The 13754-nt window shown below is 62.1% G+C and carries 11 protein-coding genes, 1 tRNA gene and 1 riboswitch; of the genes, 11 read left to right on the forward strand and 1 reads right to left on the reverse strand.

All coding sequences use genetic code 11. The features are described from left to right. Positions 1-322 precede the first annotated feature (322 nt). The 7 genes from ABM562_RS08970 to astE all read left to right on the forward strand — a co-directional run bounded on the left by ABM562_RS08970 (position 323) and on the right by astE (position 7955). The gene (locus ABM562_RS08970) at positions 323-1543 is read left to right on the forward strand and encodes an aspartate aminotransferase family protein (RefSeq protein WP_115088137.1); all 1221 of its coding nucleotides are present in this window, start codon (positions 323-325) and stop codon (positions 1541-1543) included. 132 nt (positions 1544-1675) lie between these two features. Continuing rightward, on the forward strand, positions 1676-2695 hold the full coding sequence (aruF, locus tag ABM562_RS08975) for an arginine/ornithine succinyltransferase subunit alpha (RefSeq protein ID WP_115088136.1): 1020 nt from the start codon (positions 1676-1678) through the stop codon (positions 2693-2695). 74 nt (positions 2696-2769) lie between these two features. After that, positions 2770-3795 carry an arginine N-succinyltransferase gene (astA, locus tag ABM562_RS08980; protein WP_115088135.1) on the forward strand — a complete coding sequence of 342 codons (1026 nt, stop codon included), beginning with the start codon at positions 2770-2772 and terminating at the stop codon, positions 3793-3795. Continuing rightward, positions 3792-5258 (forward strand): succinylglutamate-semialdehyde dehydrogenase, encoded by a 1467-nt coding sequence (gene astD, locus ABM562_RS08985; RefSeq protein WP_166675710.1) that lies wholly within the window; start codon positions 3792-3794, stop codon positions 5256-5258. Before astA ends, astD begins: the two co-directional genes overlap by 4 nt. A gap of 24 nt (positions 5259-5282) precedes the next feature. Next, on the forward strand, positions 5283-6632 hold the full coding sequence (gene astB / locus ABM562_RS08990; RefSeq protein WP_115088133.1) for an N-succinylarginine dihydrolase: 1350 nt from the start codon (positions 5283-5285) through the stop codon (positions 6630-6632). A gap of 14 nt (positions 6633-6646) precedes the next feature. Further along, a complete protein-coding gene (locus ABM562_RS08995) occupies positions 6647-6937 on the forward strand; it encodes a topoisomerase II (RefSeq protein WP_115088132.1) in 291 nt (96 codons plus the stop codon). A 10-nt stretch (positions 6938-6947) separates the two neighbouring features. Beyond that, positions 6948-7955, forward strand: coding sequence for a succinylglutamate desuccinylase (gene astE, locus ABM562_RS09000; protein WP_115088131.1), 1008 nt, complete (start codon positions 6948-6950; stop codon positions 7953-7955). 82 nt (positions 7956-8037) lie between these two features. On the opposite strand, the gene ABM562_RS09005 is transcribed toward astE, so the two are convergent. Then, a complete protein-coding gene (locus ABM562_RS09005; RefSeq protein ID WP_115088130.1) occupies positions 8038-8544 on the reverse strand; it encodes a 6,7-dimethyl-8-ribityllumazine synthase in 507 nt (168 codons plus the stop codon). A 92-nt stretch (positions 8545-8636) separates the two neighbouring features. Continuing rightward, a riboswitch (FMN riboswitch) is annotated at positions 8637-8788 on the reverse strand. Between the two features lie 352 nt (positions 8789-9140). Between ABM562_RS09005 and alaS the strand changes: the two genes are divergently transcribed. The 4 genes from alaS to ABM562_RS09025 all read left to right on the forward strand — a co-directional run bounded on the left by alaS (position 9141) and on the right by ABM562_RS09025 (position 13620). Then, a complete protein-coding gene (gene alaS / locus ABM562_RS09010; RefSeq protein WP_115088129.1) occupies positions 9141-11759 on the forward strand; it encodes an alanine--tRNA ligase in 2619 nt (872 codons plus the stop codon). A gap of 88 nt (positions 11760-11847) precedes the next feature. After that, a complete protein-coding gene (locus tag ABM562_RS09015) occupies positions 11848-13083 on the forward strand; it encodes an aspartate kinase (protein ID WP_115088128.1) in 1236 nt (411 codons plus the stop codon). A 185-nt stretch (positions 13084-13268) separates the two neighbouring features. Next, positions 13269-13457, forward strand: coding sequence for a carbon storage regulator CsrA (gene csrA, locus ABM562_RS09020; RefSeq protein WP_460421502.1), 189 nt, complete (start codon positions 13269-13271; stop codon positions 13455-13457). 72 nt (positions 13458-13529) lie between these two features. Continuing rightward, a tRNA-Ser gene (locus tag ABM562_RS09025) sits at positions 13530-13620 on the forward strand. The last annotated feature ends 134 nt before the right edge of the window (positions 13621-13754 follow it).

Below are 13754 nucleotides of genomic sequence, written 5' to 3' on the forward strand. Positions count from 1 at the left end.
GACAATACCCCTTGGCGAGAGCAAACAGCCTGATCAAGACAGTTGCTCCCACAGTTCTTGTGTATGCAGAGCCCCTTGTGGGAGCCGGCCTTGCCGGCGATGGCTGCGCAGCAGCCCGAATACAGTTGTGTCCCCACCACACCCGCAGCGTTTAAACTGCGCCTTTGCGACCCTATTTGTCGCATTGCCGTAAGCCTTGGTAAAACAGGGTTTGGCGCTATAAGAAGTTGTCGCTTGGCGGCAAGGTCAGGCGCCGATCTGTCCTTACAATCCCCCCATCGCTCGCCAGTTCCAGGCAGGCGTTCCTCTTCAGGAGACTCCGATGTCCGTTGAGCAAGCTCCGGTGCAACGCGCCGATTTCGACCAGGTGATGGTCCCCAATTATGCACCGGCGGCTTTCATTCCCGTCCGTGGAGCGGGCTCCCGCGTCTGGGATCAGGCGGGCCGCGAGCTGATCGATTTCGCCGGCGGCATCGCCGTTAACGTCCTTGGCCATGCCCATCCGGCGCTGGTTGGCGCCCTGACCGAGCAGGCCAATAAGCTGTGGCACGTGTCCAACGTGTTCACCAACGAGCCGGCCCTGCGCCTGGCGCACAAGCTGGTCGATGCGACCTTCGCCGACCGTGCGTTCTTCTGCAACTCCGGCGCCGAAGCCAACGAGGCGGCGTTCAAACTGGCCCGGCGTGTCGCCCACGACCGTTTCGGCCCCGAGAAGCACGAGATCATCGCCACCGTTAACAGCTTCCACGGTCGCACCCTGTTCACCGTCAGCGTCGGCGGCCAGCCGAAGTACTCTGACGGTTTCGGGCCGAAAATCACGGGTATCAGCCACGTGCCGTACAACGACCTGGACGCGTTGAAGGCGCAGATTTCCGACAAGACCTGCGCCGTGGTCATCGAGCCGATCCAGGGCGAGAGCGGTGTGGTCCCGGCTGACGTTGCCTACCTGCAAGGCGCCCGCGAGCTGTGCGACAAGCACAACGCGCTGCTGATCTTCGACGAAGTGCAGACCGGCGTTGGCCGTACCGGCTCGTTGTTTGCCTACCAGCACTACGGCGTGACTCCGGACATCCTCTCCAGTGCCAAGAGCCTGGGCGGCGGTTTCCCGATCGGCGCCATGCTGACCACCGAAGACCTGGCCAAGCACCTGGCCGTCGGCACCCACGGCACCACCTACGGCGGCAACCCGCTGGCCTGTGCCGTCGCCAGCGCGGTGCTGGATGTGGTCAACACCCCTGAAGTGCTGGCCGGCGTCAAGGCCAAGCACCAGAAGTTCAAGGCACGCCTGGAGCAGATCGGCGAGAAATACGGCTTGTTCACCCAGGTACGTGGGGTTGGCCTGCTGATCGGTTGCGTGCTGTCCGAGGCCTGGAAAGGCAAGGCCAAGGATGTCTTCAACGCCGCCGAGAAAGAAGGCCTGATGGTGCTGCAAGCCGGCCCAGACGTCGTGCGTTTCGCCCCGAGCCTGGTGGTCGAGGATGCCGATATCGATGAAGGCCTGGACCGTTTCGAGCGCGCTGCAGCAAAACTGACTCAGGCCTGATTCAAGCCTGAAGTCCTTTCATCGGCCCTGACGGGCCGGTGAAACCGAATTCCAGAGCAGGTGCCTGCGGGCGCCTGCTGTTTTTCTTTGAGCCGGCGGATGTCGGCCTGTTTTCCCGAAAGGAGTGACACCATGCTGGTGATGCGCCCCGCGCAAATGGCTGATCTGGGTGAAGTACAGCGTCTTGCCGCAGACAGCCCCATTGGTGTCACGTCCTTGCCGGATGATGCCGGTCGCCTGAGCGACAAGATTGCCGCTTCGGAAACGTCCTTCGCTGCCGAAGTCAGCTTCAACGGAGAAGAGAGCTATTTCTTCGTCCTTGAAGACAGCAGTACCGGCAAGCTGGTCGGCTGTTCGGCCATCGTCGCCTCAGCTGGCTATTCCGAGCCGTTCTACAGCTTTCGCAACGAGACCTTCGTGCATGCGTCCCGGGAGCTGAAGATCCACAACAAGATTCACGTCCTGTCGCAATGCCACGACCTGACCGGCAACAGCCTGCTGACCAGCTTCTACGTGCTGCCGGAGCTGGTCGGCAGCGGCTGGGCCGAGCTCAACTCCCGTGGCCGCCTGCTGTTCATGGCCGCCCACCCGGAACGCTTCGCCGAGTCGGTGGTCACCGAAATCGTCGGCTACAGCGACGAGCATGGCGATTCGCCGTTCTGGGATGCCATCGGGCGCAACTTCTTCGACCTCAACTACGCCGAGGCCGAGCGCCTGTGCGGTCTCAAGAGCCGGACCTTCCTGGCCGAGCTGATGCCGCATTACCCGATCTACGTGCCCTTGCTGCCGGATGCCGCGCAGGAGGCCATGGGCCAGGTGCACCCGCGGGCGCAGATCACCTTCGACATCCTGATGCGCGAAGGCTTCGAGACCGATCACTACATCGACATTTTCGACGGCGGTCCGACCCTGCATGCGCGGGTTTCCGGTATCCGTTCGATTGCCCAGAGCCGGGTGATGCCGGTCAAGCTGGACGATGCCGCCAGCAAGGGCGGGCGCCCGTACCTGGTCAGCAACGGCCAGTTGCAGGATTACCGCGCGGTGCTGCTGGAGCTCGACTGGGCACCCGGCAAGCCGGTCAGCCTGAGTCTTGAAGCTGCCGAAGCCCTGGGCGTCGGTGAAGGCGCCAGCGTCCGTCTGGTCGCGGTTTGATCCCTGCGGTTCGATAACCGAGCACCCAGGTCGAGTTTTGCGGCAGGCCCAAGGCCGCCGCCCGAGGAGATAGCATGATCGTTCGTCCCGTACGCAGCAGCGATTTACCTGCGCTGATCGAGCTGGCGCGCAGCACCGGCACCGGCCTGACCACCTTGCCGGCCAACGAAGAGCGCCTGGCACACCGGGTCGGCTGGGCCGAGAAGACTTTCCGTGGCGAAGCCGAACGCGGTGATGCCGATTACCTGTTCGTGCTGGAAAACGACGAAGGCGTAGTGGTGGGTATCTCCGCCATCGCCGGTGCGGTCGGCCTGCGTGAGCCCTGGTACAACTACCGGGTCGGCCTGACCGTCAGCGCTTCCCAGGAACTGAACATCTATCGGGAAATCCCCACCCTGTTCCTGGCCAACGACCTGACCGGCAACTCCGAGCTGTGCTCACTGTTCTTGCGTGGCGACCACCGCAGTGGCCTCAATGGCCGCTTGCTGGCCAAGGCGCGCCTGCTGTTCATCGCCGAGTTCCCGGAGCTGTTCGGCAACAAGATCATCGCTGAAATGCGCGGCATGTCCGACGAACAGGGCCGTTCGCCGTTCTGGGAAAGCCTGGGCCGGCACTTCTTCAAGATGGAATTCAGCCAGGCCGATTACCTGACCGGCGTCGGCAACAAGGCTTTTATTGCCGAGCTGATGCCCAAGTTCCCGCTGTACACCTGCTTCCTCTCGGAAGCGGCGCGCAACGTCATCGGCCGGGTGCACACCGACACTGAGCCGGCGCTGGCAATGCTCAAAAGCGAAGGTTTCAGCTACCAGGGCTATGTCGACATCTTCGACGCGGGCCCTGCGGTGGAGTGCGAAACCGCCAAGATCCGCGCAGTGCACGACAGCGAGGCGCTGGTACTGGCCGTCGGTACCCCGGGCGACGACGCGACCCCGTTCATCATTCACAACCGCAAGCGCGAAGACTGCCGCATCACCGCCGCACCTGCGCGCTTTGCCGCCGGCACCCTGGTGGTCGACCCACAGACCGCCAAACGCCTGCGCCTGAGCGCCGGTGACCAGGTGCGTGCCGTACCACTGTCCGCTGCCCGGGAGGCCAAATAATGACGACTCACTTTATCGCCGGCAGCTGGCAGGCAGGGCAGGGCGAAGCGCTGCAATCGCTCGATCCGGTTAGCCAGCAGGTTGTCTGGCAAGGCCAGGGCGCCAGCGCCGAGCAGGTTGACAGCGCCGTCAAGGCCGCGCGTCAGGCCTTTGCCGGCTGGGCGCTGCAGTCGCTGGAGGCGCGCATCAGTGTGCTCGAAGCCTTTGCCGCCGCGCTCAAGGCCAATGCCGATGAACTGGCGCGCTGCATCGGTGAAGAAACCGGCAAGCCGCTGTGGGAAGCCACGACCGAAGTGACCAGCATGGTCAACAAGGTGGCGATTTCGGTACAGAGCTACCGCGAGCGCACCGGTGAAAAGAGCGGCCCGCTGGCCGATGCCACCGCCGTGCTGCGCCACAAGCCCCATGGCGTGGTCGCGGTGTTCGGCCCGTACAACTTCCCCGGTCACCTGCCCAACGGTCATATCGTCCCGGCGCTGCTGGCCGGTAACACCGTAGTGTTCAAGCCCAGCGAACTGACTCCGAAAGTCGCCGAGCTGACGGTCAAGTGCTGGATCGAGGCCGGCCTGCCGGCAGGCGTGCTCAACCTGGTCCAGGGCGCCCGCGAAACTGGCGTGGCCCTGGCTGCCAACCCGGGCATCGACGGTTTGTTCTTCACCGGCTCCAGCCGCACCGGCAACCTGCTGCACCAGCAGTTCGCCGGCCGTCCGGAGAAGATCCTGGCCCTGGAGATGGGCGGCAACAACCCGCTGGTGGTCGACGAGGTCAAGGACCTGGACGCCGCGGTGTACACCATCATCCAGTCGGCGTTCATTTCCGCCGGCCAGCGCTGCACCTGTGCACGCCGCCTGCTGGTGCCGCAAGGCGCCTGGGGCGATGCGCTGCTCAAGCGCCTGGTCGAGGTGAGCAAGAACATCTCGGTCGGCGCTTTCGATCAGCAGCCGGCGCCGTTCATGGGTTCGGTGATCTCCCTGGGCGCCGCCAAGGCACTGCTCGATGCCCAGGCGCAACTGCTGGGCAACGGTGGTATCGCGCTGCTGCAAATGACCCAGCCGCAGGCCACGGCCGCCTTGCTGACCCCGGGCATCATCGATGTCAGCGCGGTAGCCGATCGCCCTGACGAAGAGTTCTTCGGCCCGCTGCTGCAGGTGATTCGCTACAGCGATTTCGATGCGGCCATCAGTGAGGCCAACAACACTCAGTACGGCCTGGCAGCCGGCCTGTTGTCCGATTCCCACGCGCGCTACCAGTACTTCTGGCTGCAAAGCCGCGCCGGCATCGTCAACTGGAACAAACAACTGACCGGCGCCGCCAGCAGCGCACCATTCGGTGGAGTGGGTGCCAGCGGCAACCACCGCGCCAGCGCCTACTACGCGGCGGATTACTGTGCTTACCCGGTAGCCTCGCTGGAGACCGCCAGCCTGACCCTGCCTGCCACACTGACGCCAGGCGTCTCCCTATAACAAAAGGTCCACGGAGCCTTGCCGATGAAATCGTTTGAAGTGAATTTTGATGGTCTGGTCGGACCGACGCACAACTACGGCGGGCTGTCGTACGGCAACGTTGCTTCGCAAAGCAACAGCCAGCAGGCGTCCAACCCGCGGGAAGCGGCGCGTCAGGGCCTGGCGAAGATGAAAGCGTTGATGGAGATGGGTTTCCAACAGGGCGTACTGGCCCCGCAGGAGCGTCCGGACGTGGCCGCGCTGCGCCGCCTGGGTTTTGCCGGCACCGATGCGCAAGTGATCGAGCGTGCCGCCAAGGACGCCATGCCGTTGCTGGTCGCCAGCTGCTCGGCATCGAGCATGTGGGTGGCCAATGCCGCCACCGTCAGCCCGAGTGCCGACACGGCGGACGGTCGCGTGCACTTCACGGCTGCCAACCTCAACTGCAAATATCACCGCAGTATCGAGCACCCGACTACCAGCCGTGTGCTGGGCGCGATGTTCGCCAACCAGCAGCACTTTGCCCACCACGCCGCCTTGCCGGCCGTGGCGCAGTTCGGTGATGAAGGTGCAGCCAACCATACCCGTTTCTGCCGCAGCTACGGCGAGGCCGGTGTTGAATTCTTCGTCTACGGGCGCAGCGCCTTCGACACCCGCTATCCGGCGCCGCAGAAATACCCGGCGCGCCAGACCCTCGAAGCTTCGCAAGCCGTCGCCCGCCTGCACGGCCTGAGCGAGGAGGGCGTGGTCTACGCCCAGCAGAACCCGGCGGTGATTGACCAGGGCGTGTTCCACAACGATGTGATCGCGGTGGGTAACGGCGAAGTGCTGTTCTACCACGAAGATGCCTTCCTCGAGACCGAGGCGATACTTGGCCAACTGCAGGCTAAACTGGCTAAACGAGGCGGTAACTTCAAGGCGATCTGCGTACCGCGCTCGGCTGTCACGGTAGAGGACGCCGTGCGTTCGTACCTGTTCAACAGCCAGTTGCTGTCTCGCGCCGATGGTTCGATGCTGCTGATCGTGCCGGAAGAGTGCCACAACAATGAGCGGGTCTGGGCGTATCTGTCGTCACTGACCGGCTCTGGCGGACCGGTCAGCGAGGTCAAGGTCTTCGACCTCAAGCAGAGCATGCAGAACGGTGGCGGGCCGGCGTGCCTGCGCTTGCGCGTGGCATTGAATGAAACGGAACTGGCGGCGGTCAATCCAGGCGTTATCATGACCGCACCGCTGTACGACACCCTGACCCAATGGGTTGACAAGCACTACCGTGATCGCCTGAGCGAAACCGACCTGGCCGATCCGCAGTTGTTGCTGGAATGTCGTACGGCCCTGGATGAACTGACCCAGATCCTCAAACTGGGTTCGGTCTATCCGTTCCAACTTCAACCTTGAGAGAGAATTCGACTATGTCCGACGCCCTGCAGCTGATCCTTGAAGATGACGATGGCACCCAGCTGGAAACTTCCTGCACCCGCTTTGCGGTGGTCTGGCAAGGCAAGGAGGTATGGATTCAGCAGGATGGCCGTGGTCAGCTGCTGATCGGCGTCGACGTCGAAGAAGACGATGCCGAGTATGCCAACTTGCTGCTGCGTCCGCTGGCCACCAACCTGGTCAGCCTGCAGCTGGAAATGGAACCGGCCGATGCCGGCGACGATGAAGAACACGTCCATGGTCCCGACTGCGGCCACCATCACTAAGGAATAGCCCATGCTCGCCCTCGGCAAACTGCTTGAACTGACCCTGGCCGGTCGCGAACCGGCAGAGAAGACCCAGCTGACTGTCGACGGCGTACGCATGCGCTGGCTCGGCGAGGGCGCCCTCGAAGTGCGCCCGCCCGAGGCTCGTGACAATGGCCAGGACCTGCTGCTGTCGGCGGGCATCCATGGCAACGAAACCGCACCGATCGAGTTGCTCGATCGGCTGCTGCACGACATTGCCCGCGGCGATCTCAAGCCGCGTGCGCGTATTCTGTTCCTGTTCGGCAACCCCGAGGCGATCCGCCGCGGCGAGCGTTACATCGAGCAGGACGTCAACCGCTTGTTCAATGGCCGCCACGATCAGTCCAGTGGTGCCGAGGCCCTGCGTGCCTGTGAGCTGGAGCGCCTGGCGGCGACTTTTTTCAGCGTCCCCGAGCGCACCCGCCTGCATTACGACCTGCACACCGCCATTCGTGGTTCGAAGATCGAGCAGTTCGCCCTCTATCCGTACAAGGAAGGTCGCCAGCATTCGCGTCGCGAACTGGCGCGCCTGAGCGCGGCCGGCATGGAGGCGGTGCTGCTGCAAAGCAAGGTGTCGATCACCTTCACCGCCTACACCTATGAGCAATTGGAGGCTGAAGCCTTCACCCTGGAGCTGGGCAAGGCGCGGCCGTTCGGGGAGAACGGCCAGGTCAATGTCGAGCGTCTGGAGACCCGGCTCAAGCAGATCATCGAAGGCACCGAGCCTGAAGAGCCTCAAGCCCTGGATGGCCTGCAGCTATTCAGCGTGGCTCGCGAGATCATCAAGCACAGCGAGCATTTTCGCCTGAACCTGCCTGCGGATATAGAGAACTTCTCGGAGCTCGAACCCGGCTACCTGCTGGCCGAGGATATCGCCGACACCCGCTGGATCGTCGAGGAGCAGGGCGCGCGCATCATCTTCCCCAACCCGAAGGTCAAGAATGGTTTGCGGGCGGGGATTCTGATCGTTCCCGCCAACCCCGAACAGCTAGGCTGATTGGGTGGGAGCGGGCTTGCCCCGCGATTGCGATCTACCTGCTGCATCGCATCGCGGGACAAGCCCGCTCCTACAGGGTTATTCAGCCGGCCATTTTTTGCGGCACTTCATTGCGACGCAGGGCGCGCAGCTTGTGCAGGGTATCGGCACAGGTCTTGGCCGCCTCGGCGCCCTTGACCAGGAAATGTTCGAAGTAGAAGTTCTGATGCTCGTCACCGGCATGGAAGTGGTGCGGGGTCAGCACTGCCGAGAACACCGGCACCTCGGTTTCCAGCTGCACCTGCATCAGGCCGCTGATCACCGACTGGGCGACGAACTCATGGCGGTACAGGCCGCCATCGACCACCAGGCCGGCGGCGACGATGCCGGCGTAGCGACCACCTCGGGCCAGCAGCTTGGCGTGCAGAGGGATCTCGAAAGCGCCGCCGACTTCAAAGAAATCGATATCGCTCGCCTGATAGCCTTGTTTACCCATCTCTTCGACGAATGCCTTGCGAGCCTGGTCGACAATATCCTTGTGCCAGCAGGCCTGGATGAAGGCGATGCGCTCGTGGGAAGGGTTCTTGCTATCGATTGCGGTAGGTTGCATTGAAACGGACTCCTGTTTGGATGAGAAACAGGGCGCTGGATCGAAGGGGATTTCGCCATGCAGCTGCACAACGACAGGCGCGGATGCACCTCTCCCGTTCTCTCTTTATCCGGACTATGACCGTCGGCCCCGGAATCACACCGGGTCTGCTGACCTTGCAGGCAGGCCTGCAAGCGCTCGCGGGCTATGCGCATTGCGCGCAATTACCGCCGGTGGGGAATCGCACCCCGCCCTGAGAGCGTTACCGTCGGTTGTCAACGGCGAGGAATTATTAGCACAGATGTCAGGTAAACGTATAGGCTGCTAACGATTTTTTCCGGATCAACGACATTTCATCCGGGAAACCTTGCCAATTGCTTTGTGCGGCCCCAGTAATATCGTGTCACCAGATCAAATCAGGCCCAGAGAGGTCGGGCGGGGTGGTCGCGAGCGGTTTTTCGCTGACGTTGTCGTTGCAGGCCGTCCAATTGACGGTTTCTATAGCATAAACACACTGCACCCAAGCCTAAGGCCCGATATAATGCGGCCCTTTGCCGTCGTTTCGTCAATTTGACGCAAGCATTTGCCTTAAGGCCGCCGTTTCCGTGGAAGAACCTATGAAAAGCGCAGAAATCCGTGAAGCCTTCCTTCGCTTCTTCGAAGAGCAGGGACACACCCGAGTTGCCTCCAGCTCCTTGATTCCGGGCAACGACCCGACCCTGTTGTTCACCAACGCGGGGATGAACCAGTTCAAGGACTGCTTCCTTGGCCAGGAAAAGCGCGCCTACACCCGCGCGACCAGCAGCCAGAAGTGCGTGCGCGCCGGTGGCAAGAACAGCGACCTGGAAAACGTCGGCTACACCGCCCGTCACCACACCTTCTTCGAAATGCTGGGTAACTTCAGCTTCGGTGATTATTTCAAGAAAGACGCCATCACCTACGCCTGGACCTTCCTGACCAAGGTGCTGAACCTGCCGGAAGAGAAACTCTGGGTCACCGTCTATGCCAGCGACGATGAGGCATACGACATCTGGACCAAGGAAATCGGCGTACCGGCCGAGCGCATGGTGCGCATCGGCGACAACAAGGGCGCACCATACGCCTCCGATAACTTCTGGACCATGGGTGATACCGGCCCGTGCGGCCCGTGCACCGAGATCTTCTACGATCACGGCGCAGACATCTGGGGCGGCCCACCCGGCTCGCCGGAAGAAGACGGCGATCGCTACATCGAGATCTGGAACAACGTCTTCATGCAGTTCAACCGCACCGCCGATGGCGTGCTGCACCCGCTGCCAGCACCGTCGGTGGATACCGGCATGGGCCTGGAGCGCATCAGTGCGGTCATGCAGCATGTGCACTCGAACTACGAGATCGACCTGTTCCGCAACCTGCTCAGCGCTTCGGCCGCCGCCATTGGCTGCGCCAACGAAGAGCAGTCGTCGCTCAAAGTGGTGTCCGACCACATCCGTTCCTGCAGCTTCCTGATTGCCGACGGCGTGCTGCCGTCCAACGAAGGCCGCGGCTACGTGCTGCGCCGCATCATCCGTCGCGCTTGCCGCCACGGTAACAAGCTGGGCGCCACTGGCAGCTTCTTCTACAAGATCGTCGCCGCCCTGGTGGCCGAGATGGGCGAAGCCTTCCCCGAGCTCCAGCAACAGCATTCCAACATCGAGCGCGTGCTCAAGGCTGAAGAAGAGCAGTTCGCCAAGACCCTGGAGCAGGGCCTGAAAATCCTCGAGCAGGACCTGGCCGATCTCAAAGGCACCGTAGTGCCGGGTGACGTGGTGTTCAAGCTGTACGACACCTACGGTTTCCCGATGGACCTGACCGCCGACATCGCCCGCGAACGCGAGCTGACCATCGACGAAGCAGGCTTCGAGCGCGAGATGGAAGCCCAGCGTGAGCGTGCCCGCTCCGCCAGCGCCTTCGGCCTGGACTACAACACCCTGGTCAAGGTCGACGTGGCGACCGAGTTCACCGGCTACAACGCCACCGAAGGCAGCGCCAGCATCGTTGCTCTTTATAAGGACGGCAAGGTCGTCGAGCAGCTGGGTGAAGGCGAGGAGGGTGTGGTCATCCTCGACCGTACGCCGTTCTACGCCGAGTCCGGCGGCCAGGTTGGTGACACCGGCTACCTGCAGGCGGGCAACGTACGCTTCGATGTGCGCGACACCACCAAGACCGGCGGCGCCTTCCTGCACCACGGTGTGGTGGCCAGCGGCACCCTGACCGTCGGTGCTCAGGTGCAGACCCGGGTCGATGCCGATGTTCAGCACGCCACCTCTCTGAACCACTCCGCCACCCACCTGCTGCACGCGGCGCTGCGCCAGGTGCTGGGCGATCACGTACAACAGAAGGGCTCGCTGGTCGATAGCCAGCGCCTGCGCTTCGACTTCAGTCACTTCGAGGCGGTCAAGCCAGAGCAGCTCAAGGCTCTGGAAGACATCGTCAACCGCGAAGTGCGCAAGAACTCCGAGGTGCAAACCGAAGAGACCGATATCGAAACCGCCAAGCAGAAGGGCGCCATGGCGCTGTTCGGCGAGAAGTATGGCGACAGCGTTCGGGTGCTGAGCATGGGCGGCGATTTCTCCGTCGAACTGTGCGGCGGTATCCACGCCAAGCGTACCGGTGATATCGGTCTGCTCAAGATCATCAGCGAAGGTGGCGTGGCCTCCGGCGTACGCCGGATCGAAGCGGTCACCGGCGCTGCCGCACTGGCGTACCTGAACGCTGCCGAAGAGCAGCTCAAGGAAGCCGCGCAACTGGTCAAGGGCAGTCGCGACAACCTGATCGACAAGCTCTCGGCCGTGCTCGAGCGCAACCGCCAGCTGGAAAAACAGCTGGAGCAACTGCAGGCCAAGGCCGCCAGCGCTGCTGGCGACGACCTGTCCAACGCAGCCGTCGAGGTCAAGGGCGTCAAGGTCCTGGCCGCACGTCTCGATGGCCAGGATGGCAAGGCGCTGCTGGCGCTGGTCGATCAACTGAAGAACAAACTCGGCCGCGCAGTGATCCTGCTCGGCAGTGTCCATGAGGAAAAGGTCGTACTGGTTGCCGGTGTGACCAAAGACCTGACTGGCCAACTCAAAGCCGGTGATTTGATGAAGCAAGCCGCTGCCGCGGTGGGTGGCAAGGGCGGTGGTCGTCCGGACATGGCGCAAGGTGGTGGCGTAGACACCGCAGCGCTGGACAGCGCGCTGGCCCTGACCGTGCCATTCGTGGAGCAGGGCGTTTAAGGCGTACATCGGCCCGCCGTCTAGTGGTGGGCCATGGCGTCGTTTGAATGTTTATTGGGTGCCCTTCATGGGCTGAGGCGGCTTTGAAATGGCGTTGATCGTACAGAAATTTGGCGGTACCTCGGTCGGCACAGTCGAGCGAATCGAGCAGGTTGCCGACAAGGTCAAGAAGTTCCGTGAAGCCGGCGATGACCTGGTGGTTGTACTGTCGGCGATGAGTGGCGAAACCAATCGCCTGATCGACCTGGCCAAGAAGATCAGCGATCAGCCGGTTCCGCGTGAACTGGATGTGATCGTCTCCACTGGCGAGCAGGTGACCATCGCCTTGCTGGCCATGGCCCTGATCAAGCGTGGTATTCCGGCGGTGTCCTACACCGGTAACCAGGTGCGGATCCTCACCGACAGCGCGCACAACAAGGCGCGCATCCTGCAGATCGACGACCAGAAGATTCGCGGCGACCTCAAGGCTGGCCGCGTGGTCGTGGTCGCAGGTTTCCAGGGTGTCGACGAGCACGGCAACATCACCACCCTCGGTCGTGGTGGCTCCGACACCACCGGCGTGGCCCTGGCGGCAGCACTGAAGGCTGACGAGTGCCAGATCTACACCGATGTCGATGGTGTCTACACCACCGACCCGCGCGTGGTGGCCCAGGCCCAGCGCCTGGACAAGATCACCTTCGAAGAGATGCTGGAAATGGCCAGCCTCGGTTCCAAGGTGCTGCAGATCCGCGCCGTCGAGTTTGCCGGCAAGTACAACGTCCCGCTGCGCGTGCTGCACAGCTTCCAGGAGGGTCCGGGTACCCTCATTACCATTGATGAAGAGGAATCCATGGAACAGCCGATCATTTCCGGCATCGCCTTCAACCGCGATGAAGCCAAGCTGACCATCCGCGGCGTACCGGATACCCCGGGCGTTGCTTTCAAGATCCTCGGCCCTATCAGTGCCGCGAACATCGAAGTCGACATGATCGTGCAGAACGTTTCGCACGATAACACCACCGACTTCACCTTCACCGTGCACCGCAACGACTACGACAAGGCCCACAAGGTCCTGGACAAGACCGCCGTCGAGCTCAACGCCCGCGAAGTGGTCGGTGACACCAACATCGCCAAGGTCTCGATCGTCGGCGTCGGCATGCGTTCCCACGCCGGTGTCGCCAGCCGCATGTTCGAAGCGCTGGCCAAGGAGAGCATCAACATCCAGATGATCTCCACCTCCGAGATCAAGGTCTCGGTGGTAATAGAAGAGAAGTACCTGGAACTGGCGGTGCGCGCCCTGCACACCGCTTTCGAGCTGGACGCCCCGGCCCGACAGGGCGAGTAAGGCGGCTGCCTCTGGGGGCGCGGCTTGGCCGCGCCCTTCGTTTTTCTGGCTGGTGTGAGAAATCTGTGCTTTTGCTCGCGCTAGTCAATACTTAGGCGTAGGTCAGCAGCCGTCACGGGTTGTAGGCTGAAGCCCTTTTTTTTGCAGACTGTTATCCCTGAACTGAATTGCGTGAGGAGAAAGCTATGTTGATTCTGACTCGTCGGTGCGCCGAGAGCCTGATCATTGGCGACGGCGAAATCACCGTGACCGTGCTCGGCGTCAAAGGAAACCAAGTGCGGATAGGGGTAAACGCCCCTAAAGAAGTGGCCGTCCACCGTGAGGAAATCTACCTGCGGATCAAGAAAGAGAAGGACGAAGAACCAACCCGTTAATTTTTATCGAGTTTTTTTCAAAAAAGAGTTTGCAAACGGGGAAGGGTCTGGTTATTATACGCCCCGTGTTGCGGAGAGGTGGCCGAGTGGCCGAAGGCGCTCCCCTGCTAAGGGAGTATACCTCACAAGGGTATCGGGGGTTCGAATCCCCCCTTCTCCGCCATTATTCATGTAGGACGCTGTAATCTGCCTGAATCGCCTAAGTCGTTGAAATTAAACGAAAAAGTGGTTGGCAAAAAGATTTAGCGGCCTATAATGCGCGGTAACAAATGCACTCATAGCTCAGCTGGATAGAGT

Source organism: Pseudomonas sp. ZL2 (assembly GCF_054788455.1).